The following is a 14,377-nucleotide window of genomic DNA, read 5'->3' as shown; positions in this document are numbered from 1 at the left end:
GTTGCAGGTCGGGCGACCACCGGCATATCCAGCGTGTGCTGCATTTTTCGGGGTTTTCCGGGTGCCCCCGCGCCTGAGGCGCGAGGGCAAAGAGGGGCAGGAAACCGGAGAGAAACCTGACACCCGAAGCAATCAGAAATTATGGCGAAGTCCGAAATTGATGCTGAAAGTATCCAGATCGTCCTCTACGTTGCCGGTCAAAGCTCCGTTGGGGGCCAGGCGCTGCGACGAAACATCAAAGGCGCGGGCGTAACGGGCGTCAATCGTGAACGCTGTCGACGCGTTGATGTCATATGCCACACCGGCGATCAGCTGGGCGGCCAAGGTGGTGTCGGTGTCGTTCAGCGCCACACCCGGCCCGTAAGAAAAATCCAGATCCGAATAGGTGGCCCCCAGACCAAACCCGGCAAACGGTGTCAGCGCGCCGGCCTGTTTGAAATCGAACAGCAGATTGGCAAATAAAGAGGTCTGCGTGACGTCGCCCGAGATATTGCCCTCGGGCCCCGGACCATTGCCGGTAAAGTTCACACCATCCACGTCACTTTCGCTGTAAGACAGTTCCAGCTCGATCCGCGTTCCGATGATGTCGTTGGACCATTGCGGGATTTCCTTGCCTATCGCGAGGCCCAGTCCGAAACCTGCGTCGAATTCGGTATCTACCGATTGCGTCGCGCCACCGATCGTCCCGGTGAAATCGCTGTCCTGTAGCTGGCTGTAGCCGATGAAGCCGTGAATATAGGTGCCATCGCCCAGGCTCTGCGCGGCAAGCGCCGTTGCGCTGATCGCCAGAGCCGAAGAGGCGAGAATGAGGCGCGTGAACATAACCATCTCCAGTGTTCCAAAATCCGCATGCCATGGATGTGGACGAGGCTGGCCCAAAAAGAAAGGCGCCGGGCCTTCACTTCGCTTCACAGGTTTTTAGGAATGTGTGAGTGAATAGGCGCGAGGTTCTGCCACTGTTTCAGGGCACATCCCTGACCAAGGGTTCTGACAGGAGTTCGTCGACAAAAAAACTGAGCAACTGCACCCTGCTGGAAACGCCCGCCTTTCGATAGACCGCGGCGCTTTGGGCCTTGATCGTCCCTTCTTTCGTCTGTCGCATTTCGGCGATTTCCGCGATGGAAAGACCCTTGATCGTCAGCATGGCAACGTCGCGCTCAGCCTCACTGAGCTGCCACTCGCTGAACTGGGTTTCGATGACCTGGGCGAAAGCCCCTTGCGCCACTTGCAGTTGCCGCTGCATATCGCGCACCCGTCTGGACTGGGAACGGATCAGGGCGATCGTGGCGCTCAGGCCGCCGACAAGCGCCAGCGACAGAAACAGTTCGAACGAATGAAGGTGACGAAATCCCGCGCCGTCGCCGCCTGTCCAATCCAGCAGTGCATCCGTCATGAAAAAGGCGGCGCAGAGGGCCTGCACCACCAGAAGGAGCCAGAGCAAAGACGTTTGAGGTACTTTCATGCGGCCCCTTGAACGTTGCAGGTTCAGTCGTCGTCCTCTTCGAGCTCGATGGCCGTCACCACCCCGTCCGTGTCAGACAGAACCAGTTCAGTTTCCACGCCATCCTTGGTGAGTTCAACCTCGATCTTCCCACCTTCGAATTCGATCTCTTCGATCTGGTACCCCTGGGCTTCAAGCGCCGCGCGGATATCGGCTTCGCTTGTGCCCAGTTTGTCGCCCAGTCCGACATTGGCCAAAGCAAGAACCGGTGCGGTTGCGATCAATCCCGTCAGTGTCAGCAGTTTCAAGGTTTCCATATCGCATCTCCCTTTTTGCGTTGTGGCGATGCGGTCGAACTGGGGATGGCAGCGGACACCTGCGATTGGTTTTTGGTTGAAACAGGGCGAATGGAACCAAGGTTTATGCCATTTGCGGCCGTTTGCGCGCGTCAGGTTCAGATTGCAATCAAGTTGTGATAGTTTGTTTTGCGGAAACATACGGGCATGTGACCAACGATGTCGGGCTTTCTGACTGTCCTGAACAGGAGAAAACCATGGCTTTTACAGATTGGTACGTCGAGGGAGAAAGCTTCGGAAACTGCAACTGCGGCTATGCCTGCCCCTGCCAGTTCGAGGAATTGCCGACGCATGGCGATTGCCGCGGCTTCGAGGTGCTTGAAATATCCTCCGGATATTTTGGCGAAACGGATCTGAGTGGAACCAAGGCTGCGTTGATCTATGCATGGCCAGGGCCAATATTCGAGGGTGGCGGCGAAATGCAGGTGATCGTCGACCCCGCGGCGTCACCGGCGCAGCGCGATGCGCTGGAAAAAGTCTTTCACGGCGAAGAAACCGAAGAGATGGCAACCCATTGGTACGTGTTCCGAGCCATGTGTGAGACGGTGCACGACACGCTGTACCTGCCGATCAAGCTTGAGATGGATATCGAAGGACGAACGGCCAGCGTTACCGTTGGCGACGTTCTAAAGTCGACCGGGCGCCCGATTCAGGCCCCGCATGGTGGCGGCGAACACCGTGTACGCATCGATATTCCCGGTGGGATCGAATTCACCATTGCCGAGATCGGCAGCGCCTCGACCCGAGCCGATGCGGCGATCAAACTGGATCTGAAAGACAGCTACGGCCAGTGGCACCTGTTGAAACATGGCCCCGGTGGTGTCGCGCACTGACCTGCGGTCAGGCGGCTTTCGCGGATTCATTGGGGCGGACCTTCCAGCCCGGAACCGCCAGATCCGCCGACAGCACCCGGACTTCGAAGGGTTTGAGGACCGGCAATGCGGTTGAACCGTAACTGCCTTCACCATTGGCAAGTTCCGGGAACAGTTCGAACAGCTCGCTTCGGGTGGCGGGTGCCATTGCCCCAAGGCTGGTGTCGCCGGGGTAAAAGGACTCGGACCAGAGTCCTTCGACATTCACCAACTCATGCTGATCAAAGAGGATATGAATGTACTCCACCCCATGTGCGGGCGTTTCCTGAACGATGGAATGCCCATTGATCAGCCCCTTTGCGGGGGCCAGCATCGCCGCTTCGCAATGCATAAGCTCCATCATGGTCGAGGTCACGGCAATCCGGTGCTGTGGGGAAATGACGAGATCGCGGCTTGGGCTGTTCGACCCGAAACTGCCCGCCTTGATCCGTACAGGGGACAGGTGCGTGTTTCGCCGCAACTCAGCCGCGGACAACCGGCGCTTGCCGATCCAGCGGACCGGGCGGGCATGGCCGCCGGCGGTGATGACCGGGTCGCCGGGCTCCAGCGCCTCGACCCGGCGCAGCCCAGTTGGTGTCTGGATCAGAGATCCTGAGGTGAAACACACGAAAGAAGGCAAAGTGTCATACGCGGATGGCGGCGCGGTGCCGGCAAAACTGGTATCTGAAATCGTGTCATTCAGTTCGGCCTGACCCGAAGTGACTATGATGTAACGCGGGTTTGAAAACTGGATCAGGATGAACGTGACCGGCGCGCCATCGACCGTTCCTGTGTAGTTTTCGAAAGTACTGAAATTCTGGGTCGAGCCGGAAAAGCCGGGAAGAGACCCGAGGTCAAGTTGCGAGCTGCCATCCGGGTCGGGATCTTGCAGCAGGGCGTCATTATCCGTGACGTCGACCGAATACGCAGCAGTAATATCAACACTGCGGTTGCTGAACGGGTCTGCGCTGATTTCATAAACAGTAATCGATGCCACGGTCGAACAGCTTCCTTGAAAACGGCAATATCCCCCTTAAGGTTGAGCTAATACACGCAATAAGTGTTAACAATTGATTTACCAAAGTTGCGGCGCAGTTAACCGTTCTGCTGCCGCGCAAACAAAAAGGCCCCGGATGAAACCGGGGCCTTCCGCTGTGGGTCAGAGGGGCAGATTACTCTGCGTTTTCCTCTTTCTTTTCTTTCTTTTCCGGAACGATCTCTTCGCCGGTTTCCTGATCGACGACTTTCATCGACAGGCGCACCTTACCGCGATCGTCAAAGCCCAGAAGTTTGACTTTGACTTCCTGACCTTCTTTCAGAACATCCGACGGATGGTTCAGGCGGCGGTTTTCGATCTGGGACACGTGGACCAGACCGTCGCGCTTGCCAAAGAAGTTCACGAAGGCACCGAAGTCGACGATCTTGACCACTTTACCGGTGTAGATCTGACCTTCTTCAGGTTCTGCCACGATCGAATGGATCATGTCATAGGCCTTCTTGATCGACTCACCATCGGGCGAGGCGATCTTGATCACGCCATCGTCGTTGATGTCGACCTTGGCACCCGAAACCTCGACGATCTCGCGGATGACCTTGCCGCCCGAGCCGATCACTTCGCGGATCTTGTCCGTCGGGATGTTCATGGTCTCGATGCGCGGGGCGTGGACCGAGAAATCGTTGGTCTCGGACAGGGCTTTGCCCATCTCGCCCAGAATGTGCATCCGGCCTTCCTTGGCCTGTGCCAGGGCGGTTTCCATGATCTGCGGCGTGATACCGGCAACCTTGATGTCCATCTGGAGCGAGGTGATGCCGTTTTCGGTGCCCGCAACCTTGAAGTCCATGTCGCCGAGGTGGTCTTCGTCACCCAGGATGTCGGTCAGAACAGCGTATTCACCGTCATCTTCCAGGATCAGACCCATGGCCACACCGGCAACCGGCGCTTTCAGCGGAACACCCGCATCCATCATCGACAGCGAACCGCCGCAGACAGAGGCCATCGAGGACGAGCCGTTGGATTCAGTGATCTCGGACACCACGCGGATGGTGTAGGGGAAATCGGTCGGCGCAGGCAGAACCGCCTGAAGCGCGCGCCATGCCAGTTTGCCGTGGCCGATCTCGCGACGGCCGGGCGAACCAACGCGGCCAACTTCACCCACCGAATACGGGGGGAAGTTGTAGTGCAGCAGGAAGTTCGATTTGAAGTTGCCATGCAGCGCGTCGATGAACTGCTCATCGTCACCGGTGCCCAGCGTGGTCACGGCCAGCGCCTGTGTTTCACCACGGGTGAACAGGGCAGAACCGTGGGTCCGGGGCAGAATCGAGGTTTCCGCAACGATCGAGCGGACATCGGTGGTCGAACGACCGTCGATCCGCTTGCCGCCCCTGACGACGTCGCCGCGCAGAATGCCGGCTTCCAGCTTTTTCATCGCGGAACCGAGGTTGCCGTCTTCCAGCTGCTCTTCGGTCAGCGCCTCTTTGATCGCTTCGCGGGCGGCGGCAACGGCGGCGGTGCGCTCTTGCTTGTCGGTGATCGCGAAGGCGGCGCGCATCTGTTCTTCACCGGCGGCCTTAACGGCGGCATAAAGCTCGGAGTAATCCGGCGCCTGGAAGTCAAACGGCTCTTTCGCGGCTTCTTCCGCCAGCGAGATGATCAGGTCGATGACCGGTTGGATCTGCTCATGCGCAAAGTTCACCGCACCCAGCATTTCCGCTTCGGACAGTTCGTACGCTTCCGATTCCACCATCATCACGGCGTCTTTGGTGCCGGCCACAACCAGGTCCAGACGCTGTTCGGGGTTCAGGCGCAGGTCCTGCATGTCGTCCACGGTTGGGTTCAGGACATATTCACCGTCGGTGTATCCCACGCGGCAGCCCGCGATCGGGCCCATGAACGGCGCGCCCGAGATGGTCAGAGCAGCCGAAGCAGCAATCATCGCAACGATGTCGGGATCGTTGACCAGATCGTGGCTCAGCACGGTACACATCACCAGGACTTCGTTTTTGAAGCCGTCAACAAACAACGGACGGATCGGACGGTCGATCAGACGCGCGGTCAGCGTCTCTTTCTCGGTCGGGCGCGCTTCGCGCTTGAAGAAGCCACCCGGAACCTTGCCGGCGGCATAGTATTTCTCTTGGTAATGCACGGTCAGCGGGAAAAAGTCCTGACCGGGCTTCTGTTCCTTGGCGAAGGTCACGTTGGCCATGACGCTGGTTTCGCCCAAGGTGGCAATCACGCTGCCGTCAGCCTGACGGGCAACCTTGCCGGTTTCCAGTGTAAGCGTTTCCTCGCCCCACTGCATCGATTTCTTCGTTACATCAAACATATGCGTATCCTAGATGGGAGCACTCCCGCCCCTGCGGGTCTCCCGTTTTGCGTGGCGGCCCCATTGCCGCCGACCCCAATTTATCTTCCATTCGAGTGCCGGGGTCAGGGCACAACGTCTCAGATACCGCGCGCATACATGAGAATGCGTTGGAAGGAAAGCGAAACTGCATCGGATGGCCGTTTCATGCCGGGACTGGCTTGTGCTGCCACCGGGCGCAAAAGATTCAAGCCCGAACAACGATCAATTTATCAAGTCGCTGTTGGTTCTTCAGGTCCGGGGTTACGGGAACCCGGAACAGCATGTAGCGCTAACATATCCGCAATCGAATGCATTTTGTAAAAATATGAAGGCAGTATAAGCTCTTATCACTAAGCCTGCGGTCGAAATGACGGAAACGCGCCAAGGGGGTTAACTAACTCATTCCCGTCCGCCGACCGAATACCTTGGCGTTTGCAGACAGCGAACAGAAGGGCAATCGAATGGCACAAACAAAGAAGATGCTGGATCCGGACCCCCGGATTTACGACTTCGAAACGGAATATGAACTGGGGCAGGATAACGTCCGGCCGTTTGGCTTGGACATTCACAACCCGGTCTTTCTGATCTCGAGTATCATGATCTTTGCGTTCGTTCTGATCGCATTGGCCAACCAAGAGGCCGCAGCTACGTTTTTCGGCTGGCTCCGGCCTTGGCTGACCAGCACGTTCGATTGGTTTCTGGTCCTTTCGGTAGATGCAATCACCCTGTTTTGCCTCGTTCTGATCATCCTGCCCGTCGGCAGTGTGCGGATCGGCGGCAAGGACGCCAAGCCTGATTATTCCTACGCCGGATGGATTGCGATGATGTTCGCCGCCGGTATTGGTATCGGTCTTTTGTTTTTCGGTGTGATGGAGCCGGTCTACTACAACTTTGCCGAAGACGGTAATGCGCGCCCACTGGGTATCGATATCGCTGTTCCGGGCAATGAGTATATCGGCGTTGTTGGAACCATTCACCATTGGGGGCTGGAAGGCTGGGCGGTTTACGCCGCAGTCGGCCTGAGCCTGGCGATTTTCAGCTACAATCTGAACCTGCCCCTGACTTTGCGTTCGGCCTTCTATCCAATTCTGGGTGAACGGGTCTGGGGCTGGTGGGGCCATATCATCGACACGTTGGCGGTTTTTGCCACGTTGTTCGGATTGACCACATCGCTCGGTCTGGGTGCTCAGCAGGTTGCCGCTGGCCTTTACGAGGTTTTTGGCATCGAACCCAGCCCCACCGTCGTGGTTCTGCTAATCATTGGCATTACGTTGATCGCGCTGGGCTCGGTTTTGCTGGGCATGGATGCGGGCGTCAAACGGCTGAGTGAGATCAATATGATCATGGCCGTGGGGCTGTTCCTTTTCGTCATCGCTGTAACGGGCATTGGCACCGCCATCGCGCGGTATTTCAACGTGATGACTGATTACGTGCTGCACCTGCCCGCGCTGTCGAATCCGTTCGGACGAGAAGACACTAGCTATTTCCACGGTTGGACGACCTTCTACTGGGCGTGGTGGATTGCATGGTCACCGTTTGTTGGCATGTTCATTGCCCGCATTTCAAAGGGCCGTACGGTGCGCGAGTTCGTAATCTGTGCGCTGCTGGCGCCAACAGCCGTCTGTGCCCTGTGGATGTCGACCTTCGGTGGCGCAGCCATCGACATGTTGAACGCAGGCGGAGCAGAAGGTGTGCGCGCGACCGTGATCGACAGCTACGCCCCCGAGGGAGCGCTGTTCGGTTTCCTGAAGGAGCTGCCGCTGTACGGCATCGTAGCCCCGATCGCCTTAGTCCTGATCGTGATCTTCTTCGTCACTTCGTCTGATTCCGGATCTTTGGTGATCGACACGATCACCGCAGGCGGCAAGATGGACGCACCCGTGGTTCAGCGCGTGTTCTGGTGCACTTTGGAAGGCCTGGTTGCCATCGCATTGCTGTTGGGAGGCGGTCTTTCCGCATTGCAGGGCGCGGCGGTTTCAACCGGCATCCCCTTTACGCTTGTGGTTCTGATAATGTGCTACTGCCTGTGGCTGGCCTTGAAATCAGAAAAGGCGAAAATGTAGAGCCGAAGATTTTCCATCAACGAGACGCCCGCCGATTGGTGGGCGTCTTCGGTTTTGTGGAGCCTGCGTATGGTGAATTGATCTGCGCGGTGTCTGGACCGGAGTCATACACCCGCCAGCGCGAAGAAAACCGCAAGGGCCGGGCGCTGCGTTTGATGCCGGATGCCGAACACCCGGGCGCAGGATGTCAGCAAAGCAGGGAAGCCGCCAACTTTGCGTTGACCGGGAAACTTGCCCGCTTTGCCGCATGTTCCGGAATATTGCTATTGCGTTGACATTGAATCCTCAGAATAGGACGTTCACGCGAAGAAAACCGCTTTGGACCACCCTTCGGAGGAATGAGTGTCAATTGTTGATGTCCTGGCTGCGCGACTGATCGAAGATGTCAAATCCAATGACCTGTCAGGTAGCTTTCTGATGCTTGGGCGGCAGGATTGGATTGGTGCGCGCCGGTCTGCGTCCGCCGCATTGTTCAGGGAAACCTTGCAGAAATACCTGCCTGGAGTGGCCGAAGCTGACCTTTGCAACCCGGATGATGGATATTCGGAAACGTTCTTTCGGAAACTTGGGTTCTCGGAAGTGGATTCGCTGGATTTTTCGGATTTCGAAGGTGCGAGCATCGTTCAGGATCTCGCGGGGGACTTGCCTGAAAATCTGGTTGGTCGGTTTGACGTTGTCTATGACGGTGGAACATGCGAGCACGTGTTCGACTTGCCGACGGCCTACAGAAACATCGACAAGATGCTGAAGCCCGGGGGTGTGTTTATCGCACATTCGCCATCGAACAACTGGATCAATCACGGCTTCTATCAGATTTGCCCAGAGATCGTGTACGGCTTTTGGGTCAACGCCATGAACTATGAGGCTCTGAAATGCGTGTGGCAGCCATTGAGGCCATATGCCGCCCGTGACGTGGTGAAGATGACGGATCCCAACAAGACAAAGAAACGTCCGCGGCCGCTGGGAACTTTTGGTCCGGGATTGCCTGTTCTTCTGGATTATGTGGTTCGAAAACCTGTTGCCGGCACCAAGACAAGTGCAAGTGTGTCGCAAAGTGACTATGCCACGCGCTGGGAAAACACGCAGAAAGCCTAAAACCAAGTGCCGCAACGGACATTCCCTGACGGCCACGGAATGCTCAGCTGCTCTGGCAAGATAAGGGGGATGTATCGCTTGTGGCGGATCCAACGGAAAACGCCCGCCGGTTGGCGGGCGTTGAACCGGAAAACCCGGTTTCAGGTCATTTGCAAAAAAGCGCTTAGCGGCGGATGCCCAGCTTTTTGATCAGGTCCTGGTAACGTGCTTCTTCTTTGCCTTTCAGGTAGTCCAGCAGCTTGCGGCGCTGGGCAACCATCTTCAGCAGACCGCGACGACCGTGGTTGTCTTTCTTGTGGGTCTTGAAGTGCTCGGTCAAAGTGGTGATGCGCGAGGTCAGGATGGCAACCTGTACTTCAGGCGAACCGGTGTCGCCCTCTTTGGTTGCGAATTCTTTCATGACGCGTGCTTTTTCTTCAGCAGTGATCGACATCGGGGTCTCCTTCAAAGGTTAGAGTTGATGGCGCAGGCCGGGATGTCGTCCAGCACAGGCCCATGGAGAAAACCGCACCGATTCCGATGCGGATGGGCGCGTATAAGCGCATTTTCACCAAATGGCAAAGGGAATTTGCGGGCTCAGACCATCTGCCCGTACTGGGCCAGTTGCGCTTCGGTGATCAATTGTATGTCGGCCACCGTCATGCCTTGGGCCCCGTATACCTGCGCCACTTCCTGACCGTTGATCATGACCCGGGTTAGGTTGGCGTTTTCAGCGTCGGGTTCCACCTCGATCTCCGGGTCAGCCTCATCCTCCCAGGTGACAAGCAACTTGTCCTCACCGGGTTGGAATCCCATGACGGTCACGTCTTCGTCACCCGGGCTCAGCACGATGTCATCGGCGCCCTGCCCACCGTTAACCACATCCCCGCCGCCTGCCACAATGGTGTCGTCACCGGCGCCCCCATTCAGGAAGTCTTTTTCGGCTGCGCCTTCTTCGAGGCCAAAGACAAAGTCATCGCCGTCGCCGCCAAAGACCGTATCTTCACCTGCGCCACCGTTCAGGGCATCGTCTCCGAACCCGCCCTGCAACGCGTCATCATCGGCCCCGCCCGTCAGAGTATCGTCGCCCTGACCGCCATAAAGTTCGTCTTCGCCTTCGCCGCCATCCAGGGTGTCGTCCCCGAAATGGCCGAACAGGGCGTCGTCCCCCTCATTGCCGAACAGAAAGTCGTCATCCGCCTCTCCGTGCAGAACATCATCACCCTGACCGCCCGAAATCGTGTCCGTACCTTCGCCCCCGTGCAGAACGTCATCGCCCTTGCCGCCGTCGATGGTATCGTCGCCGCCAAACCCGTTGATCTGGTCAACACCGTCCTGACCGGTGACCTGGTCCGGGCCATCGCTGCCGGCAATCACGAGATCTCCTTCGAATTCAGAGATTACGGTGCCAGTGGATGGGGTTTCGATGTCGGGGTTTACCGGGTCTTCGACGTTTTCGCCAATATCAAGAAACTCTCCGGTGTCGGGTTCCGTTTCCGGGTCCTCGTTGGGCCCGTCCTCTGAAACGTCCTCGTCTTCGATCAGCATGTCGCTCATCGCGTATGCGGCACCGCCGATGGCGGCGAGTCCGATCAATCCGGCCAGAAACATGACACCTCTCCGATCGCAGAATGCTCCGAGGGTGAACATCCCATGCAATTGGCGATCGGGTCAAAGTCAAGTTATTGAAATGGTTAATACTTTATCACCATTGCTCGGGCTGTTGGCTGTAGGCGACATAAAGCGGGTGCTTGGGGTGGCCGTCTTTGGTCAAGCCCAGATGGAACAGCGGCTGGCCGGTGTTGCGCAACAGGGTCTCCACCGCCGGGCCCCGGTCCAGATGCGCACCATGGGTGCCCCAGGCGGCGATGACCTGATCGGCCCACCGAACACCTTCAAGAATGGCGGCGTCATTTTCCGGGCCTACCGGATCGGCAGCGGCACGCATCTTGCGCGGATCGGTGTCGCGCCAGGCAAAGATGTTGGTCACCTGAAACGCGCCGAACCCCAGCGCCCGGGCACGACGTTCGCAGCGTTCAACCGTCGGGTCGTTCTGCACTTCGGTCGCGGTTGACGGGTTCAACATGACAAACAGCGCCTTGCGCCCTGCCGGGTCCCACACGCGGGTCAGGCTATAACGGTATTTCTCGCAGTCGGAGTAGATGGCGGTCGAGGGCGCATCGCCCTTGGTGTGCGTTCGGGTGATCATGCCTTTCGCCTAACACGCGGTTCAGGCGGCGAACACCCGGCTGGGATGCAATTCGCCCGATTTGTAAACCCCCACGGCCACGGCCTTGCCATCCAGCGAGGCCCATGCCTCGTCGCCGTATTCAACATCCGCGGCCAACACCATGCCCGGGTTGCCGTTGCGCAGGCGGGTTGCGCCTTCGGGGGTGCATTTGAGCTCTGGCAGGTCGGACAGGCCGGCTTCCAGCGGGTGCAGATAGTCGTCCAGCGCCGTGGTCTTTGCCATTTCGTCGATCTGTTCGATGCTCAACCCGTCTTCGGCCTCGAACGGTCCGGACCAGATCCGGCGCAGTTCCCGGACGTGGCCGTGGCATCCCAGCGCTTCACCCAGATCGCGGGCGATCGAGCGGACATAACCGCCCTTGCCGCAGGTCATCTCCAACACCACGTGATCCGGGTCGGGGCGGTCGACAAGGATCAGTTCCTCGACCCAAAGAGGCCGGGCTGTCAGTTCCACGTCTTCGCCGTCGCGGGCCAGTTTATAGGCGCGCTGGCCGTCGATTTTCACGGCGGAAAACTTGGGCGGAACCTGCATGATGTCGCCCAGAAACGGGGTCAACGCCCGCTTGATGTCTTCGTCTGACGGGCGGGCATCGCTTTCGGCAATCACTTCGCCCTCGGCATCGTCAGTGTTGGTGGCCTGGCCCAGACGGACAGTGAAGGTGTAGGCTTTCAAAGCATCCGTGATGTAGGGAACGGTTTTGGTCGCCTCACCCAGAGCCACGGCCAGAACGCCGGTCGCTTCGGGGTCAAGCGTGCCCGCATGGCCCGCCTTTTTGGCATCCATCGCCCAGCGCACCTTGTTGACCACAGCGGTCGACGTCATGCCCGCGGGTTTGTCCACCACCAGCCAGCCGGAAATGTCGCGACCCTTGCGTTTGCGTCCCATGTAGCACCTTCAACCTTGCTGAGGCGCGCGACCTAGCGGATCGCCATCGCCCTGTCAATTTCAAGGTGCGTCTTCGACCACACCCACGATCGGCCCCAGCGAAAACCCGACATCGGACCGATTGCTCGCGCGGTCATACATGCGAGAGATATTGCCATCTAAGAACAGCGCATTCGGAGTTTCCAGCACGTCCCGGAACAGACGGCCGAATTCGTGGAAAGTGACGTAATCTTCGGAAATCGCAAACACCGCACGGGTGCCATCGGCGCTGGTGCCCACCCCGTTGCGCACATAGAGCGAGGTCGAATCGGGCAGGAACCGGGGGTGCAGTTCACCATCGATCACCAGCATCGGGCCGGATTGGCTGGCGAACCGGCAGTCGGGGGCCCGGTCGATGAAATCCAGCGTCTCGAACACGTCAGCGCGGCCCTCGCGGATGCAGAACACGCCGTTGGGCAGCAGGCCGAAATTGCCGGGGCCGGGGTTGGAGATCACCCGCATGACCTCTTTGCCGTTCTCGACATAATGGCCGACGGGCGACCGGTCGTCATGGTACATGCCCGCGTTCATGGCAAAGGCCAGACGCTTGCCGCCGGGGGCCAGCGCCTCGTTCACCGACGAGAAATGCCCCAGCAGATCCCCGTTTTCGTCGTTGAGAAACAGGCGCAGGTCTTCGTTTGCCGCATCGACTTCGCAGACGGTATAGCGCTTGTCGTCATGGGTCAGCTTTTCGCAAGTGACCGCAGAGGCTTGCGCGGCCCAGACAACCGCGCCCAATGTGACGAATGCCCGGATCACTCGTCCAGATCGCGGCGTACCGCGTCCTGTTCGAACATGCGGCGGGTGTCGTCCAGACGGTCAAACGTGTCATCAAGACGGAACCGAAGATCGGGCGAGAATTTCAGGCCGACCTTTTTGCCGACCATGCGCCGCAGTTCACTCTTGTTGCGGGCGAGCAGATCGATCACGTCCTCCTGCCCTTTGCCGCCCAAGGGCAGCACATAGGCGGTGGCGATTTTCAGATCGGGCGAGGTGCGCACCTCACCTACGGTGATCGACATGCGGTTCAGGTCGGGGTCGTGGACATCTCCGCGCGCCAGAACCTCGGACAGGGTGCGGCGGATCAGTTCGCCGACGCGCAGCTGTCGTTGGGACGGGCCGGGGCCATCGTGGAATTTGTTCTTTGCCATAATCCCCGATCTAAGCGCAAACCGGGGCTTTGCCAAGCGGGCGCGAACGGGGTAGGAGGCTTTGAGCAGTTTGCAGCAAGGGAATACCGCCATGACCCATATTCCGGGGATCGTCATCACAGGGGCTTCGGGCCGCATGGGGCAGATGCTGATCAAGACCGTAACCGACAGTGATCAGGCGCGTCTGGTCGGCGTGGTCGAGCGCACGGGGCATGACTGGGTCGGTCAGGATGTGGGCGAAGCCATGGGTAGCCAGGCGCTGGGCGTCAAAGTTACCGATGACCCGTTGGAAGCTTTTGCGCAGGCACAGGCGGTGATCGACTTTACCGCGCCCGAGGCGACGCTGGACTTTGCCGCATTGGCCGCGCAGGCGCGTTGCGTGCATGTGATCGGCACGACCGGCATGACGGATGAGCAGATCGCCGCGCTGGAACCGGCCTCGCGCCATGCGGTCATCGTGCGGGCAGGGAACATGAGCCTTGGCGTCAACCTGCTGGTGCAACTGACCAAGAAAGTCGCGGCTGCGCTGGATGAGGATTTTGATATCGAAATCATCGAAGGGCATCACCATCACAAGGTGGACGCACCATCCGGCACCGCGCTGATGTTGGGCGAGGCCGCTGCCGAGGGGCGTGGCGTCAAACTGTCGGATGTGGCCGATCGGGGGCGGGATGGCATCACCGGTGCGCGCAAGCGTGGTGACATTGGCTTCCACGCCATTCGCGGTGGCGACATCGTTGGTGAACATGACGTCCTGTTCGCCGCGCCCGGCGAGCGCATCGTCCTGCGCCATCTGGCCAGCGACCGCGCGATTTTTGCCCGTGGCGCGCTGAAGGCGGCACTGTGGGGGCAGGGGAAGGCACCCGGCCAATATGACATGGTGGATGTGCTGGGTCTGTGAGCCATAGACGAAGCGGTCGCC

At 58.8% G+C, this 14,377-nt stretch carries 15 protein-coding genes and 1 pseudogene; 5 read left to right on the top strand and 11 right to left on the bottom strand.

From position 1 onward, the window contains the following. Positions 1 to 132: 132 nt before the first annotated feature. The 3 genes from FIU92_RS15055 to FIU92_RS22835 all read right to left on the bottom strand — a co-directional run bounded on the left by FIU92_RS15055 (position 133) and on the right by FIU92_RS22835 (position 1,758). The gene (locus FIU92_RS15055; protein WP_172978505.1) at positions 133 to 822 is read right to left on the bottom strand and encodes an outer membrane protein; all 690 of its coding nucleotides are present in this window, start codon (positions 820 to 822) and stop codon (positions 133 to 135) included. A 139-nt stretch (positions 823 to 961) separates the two neighbouring features. Beyond that, on the bottom strand, positions 962 to 1,462 hold the full coding sequence (locus FIU92_RS15050; protein ID WP_152459389.1) for a helix-turn-helix transcriptional regulator: 501 nt from the start codon (positions 1,460 to 1,462) through the stop codon (positions 962 to 964). 23 nt (positions 1,463 to 1,485) lie between these two features. Next, the gene (locus tag FIU92_RS22835; RefSeq protein WP_171233448.1) at positions 1,486 to 1,758 is read right to left on the bottom strand and encodes a PepSY domain-containing protein; all 273 of its coding nucleotides are present in this window, start codon (positions 1,756 to 1,758) and stop codon (positions 1,486 to 1,488) included. 236 nt (positions 1,759 to 1,994) lie between these two features. On the opposite strand from FIU92_RS22835, the gene FIU92_RS15040 reads away from it, so the two are divergent. Then, on the top strand, positions 1,995 to 2,630 hold the full coding sequence (locus tag FIU92_RS15040) for a DUF1326 domain-containing protein (protein ID WP_152459387.1): 636 nt from the start codon (positions 1,995 to 1,997) through the stop codon (positions 2,628 to 2,630). A 262-nt stretch (positions 2,631 to 2,892) separates the two neighbouring features. Here FIU92_RS15040 and FIU92_RS23210 read toward each other — a convergent pair. Both FIU92_RS23210 and pnp read right to left on the bottom strand, forming a co-directional pair. Continuing rightward, positions 2,893 to 3,276: pseudogene (locus FIU92_RS23210) on the bottom strand (Hint domain-containing protein); the annotation flags it as partial. A 544-nt stretch (positions 3,277 to 3,820) separates the two neighbouring features. After that, positions 3,821 to 5,971, bottom strand: coding sequence for a polyribonucleotide nucleotidyltransferase (gene pnp, locus FIU92_RS15030; protein WP_152459385.1), 2,151 nt, complete (start codon positions 5,969 to 5,971; stop codon positions 3,821 to 3,823). Between the two features lie 482 nt (positions 5,972 to 6,453). On the opposite strand from pnp, the gene FIU92_RS15025 reads away from it, so the two are divergent. From FIU92_RS15025 to FIU92_RS15015, 3 genes are all read left to right on the top strand, one after another. Further along, positions 6,454 to 8,055 (top strand): BCCT family transporter, encoded by a 1,602-nt coding sequence (locus FIU92_RS15025; protein ID WP_152459384.1) that lies wholly within the window; start codon positions 6,454 to 6,456, stop codon positions 8,053 to 8,055. After that, on the top strand, positions 8,019 to 8,330 hold the full coding sequence (locus FIU92_RS15020) for a hypothetical protein (protein ID WP_152459383.1): 312 nt from the start codon (positions 8,019 to 8,021) through the stop codon (positions 8,328 to 8,330). Before FIU92_RS15025 ends, FIU92_RS15020 begins: the two co-directional genes overlap by 37 nt. Positions 8,331 to 8,397: 67 nt before the next feature. Continuing rightward, positions 8,398 to 9,150 (top strand): class I SAM-dependent methyltransferase, encoded by a 753-nt coding sequence (locus FIU92_RS15015; RefSeq protein WP_152459382.1) that lies wholly within the window; start codon positions 8,398 to 8,400, stop codon positions 9,148 to 9,150. A 163-nt stretch (positions 9,151 to 9,313) separates the two neighbouring features. Here FIU92_RS15015 and rpsO read toward each other — a convergent pair whose 3' ends face one another. The 6 genes from rpsO to rbfA form a co-directional block, all read right to left on the bottom strand. Next, entirely contained in the window at positions 9,314 to 9,583 is a 270-nt protein-coding gene (gene rpsO, locus FIU92_RS15010; protein ID WP_152459381.1) for a 30S ribosomal protein S15, read from the bottom strand. A 143-nt stretch (positions 9,584 to 9,726) separates the two neighbouring features. Then, positions 9,727 to 10,740: a calcium-binding protein gene (locus tag FIU92_RS15005; RefSeq protein ID WP_152459380.1), complete on the bottom strand. Its 1,014-nt coding sequence runs from the start codon at positions 10,738 to 10,740 to the stop codon at positions 9,727 to 9,729. 94 nt (positions 10,741 to 10,834) lie between these two features. Continuing rightward, positions 10,835 to 11,338, bottom strand: coding sequence for a DUF1643 domain-containing protein (locus tag FIU92_RS15000; RefSeq protein WP_152459379.1), 504 nt, complete (start codon positions 11,336 to 11,338; stop codon positions 10,835 to 10,837). A 21-nt stretch (positions 11,339 to 11,359) separates the two neighbouring features. Beyond that, positions 11,360 to 12,265 (bottom strand): tRNA pseudouridine(55) synthase TruB, encoded by a 906-nt coding sequence (truB, locus tag FIU92_RS14995; RefSeq protein WP_152459378.1) that lies wholly within the window; start codon positions 12,263 to 12,265, stop codon positions 11,360 to 11,362. Between the two features lie 60 nt (positions 12,266 to 12,325). Further along, on the bottom strand, positions 12,326 to 13,063 hold the full coding sequence (locus FIU92_RS14990) for a phosphodiester glycosidase family protein (protein ID WP_152459377.1): 738 nt from the start codon (positions 13,061 to 13,063) through the stop codon (positions 12,326 to 12,328). Next, a complete protein-coding gene (rbfA, locus tag FIU92_RS14985) occupies positions 13,060 to 13,455 on the bottom strand; it encodes a 30S ribosome-binding factor RbfA (protein WP_152459376.1) in 396 nt (131 codons plus the stop codon). Before rbfA ends, FIU92_RS14990 begins: the two co-directional genes overlap by 4 nt. Before the next feature lie 91 nt (positions 13,456 to 13,546). Here rbfA and dapB point away from each other — a divergent pair, with 91 nt between their 5' ends. Then, a complete protein-coding gene (gene dapB, locus FIU92_RS14980; protein WP_152459375.1) occupies positions 13,547 to 14,356 on the top strand; it encodes a 4-hydroxy-tetrahydrodipicolinate reductase in 810 nt (269 codons plus the stop codon). Positions 14,357 to 14,377 lie beyond the last annotated feature (21 nt).

The sequence above is a fragment of the Ruegeria sp. THAF33 genome (genome assembly GCF_009363615.1).
Taxonomy (GTDB): Bacteria; Pseudomonadota; Alphaproteobacteria; order Rhodobacterales; family Rhodobacteraceae; genus Ruegeria.
This window is presented reverse-complemented; position numbering and strand designations above follow the sequence as displayed.

Excerpts from the sequence above, each read along its gene's own strand:
- FIU92_RS15000 (WP_152459379.1), bottom strand. The coding sequence starts at position 11,338 with ATGATCACCCGAACGCACACCAAGGGCGATGCGCCCTCGACCGCCATC.
- FIU92_RS15050 (WP_152459389.1), bottom strand. The coding sequence starts at position 1,462 with ATGAAAGTACCTCAAACGTCTTTGCTCTGGCTCCTTCTGGTGGTGCAG.
- rpsO (WP_152459381.1), bottom strand. The coding sequence starts at position 9,583 with ATGTCGATCACTGCTGAAGAAAAAGCACGCGTCATGAAAGAATTCGCA.
- rbfA (WP_152459376.1), bottom strand. The coding sequence starts at position 13,455 with ATGGCAAAGAACAAATTCCACGATGGCCCCGGCCCGTCCCAACGACAG.
- dapB (WP_152459375.1), top strand. The coding sequence starts at position 13,547 with ATGACCCATATTCCGGGGATCGTCATCACAGGGGCTTCGGGCCGCATG.
- FIU92_RS15025 (WP_152459384.1), top strand. The coding sequence starts at position 6,454 with ATGGCACAAACAAAGAAGATGCTGGATCCGGACCCCCGGATTTACGAC.
- FIU92_RS22835 (WP_171233448.1), bottom strand. The coding sequence starts at position 1,758 with ATGGAAACCTTGAAACTGCTGACACTGACGGGATTGATCGCAACCGCA.
- FIU92_RS15040 (WP_152459387.1), top strand. The coding sequence starts at position 1,995 with ATGGCTTTTACAGATTGGTACGTCGAGGGAGAAAGCTTCGGAAACTGC.
- pnp (WP_152459385.1), bottom strand. The coding sequence starts at position 5,971 with ATGTTTGATGTAACGAAGAAATCGATGCAGTGGGGCGAGGAAACGCTT.
- FIU92_RS15055 (WP_172978505.1), bottom strand. The coding sequence starts at position 822 with ATGTTCACGCGCCTCATTCTCGCCTCTTCGGCTCTGGCGATCAGCGCA.
- truB (WP_152459378.1), bottom strand. The coding sequence starts at position 12,265 with ATGGGACGCAAACGCAAGGGTCGCGACATTTCCGGCTGGCTGGTGGTG.
- FIU92_RS15005 (WP_152459380.1), bottom strand. The coding sequence starts at position 10,740 with ATGTTTCTGGCCGGATTGATCGGACTCGCCGCCATCGGCGGTGCCGCA.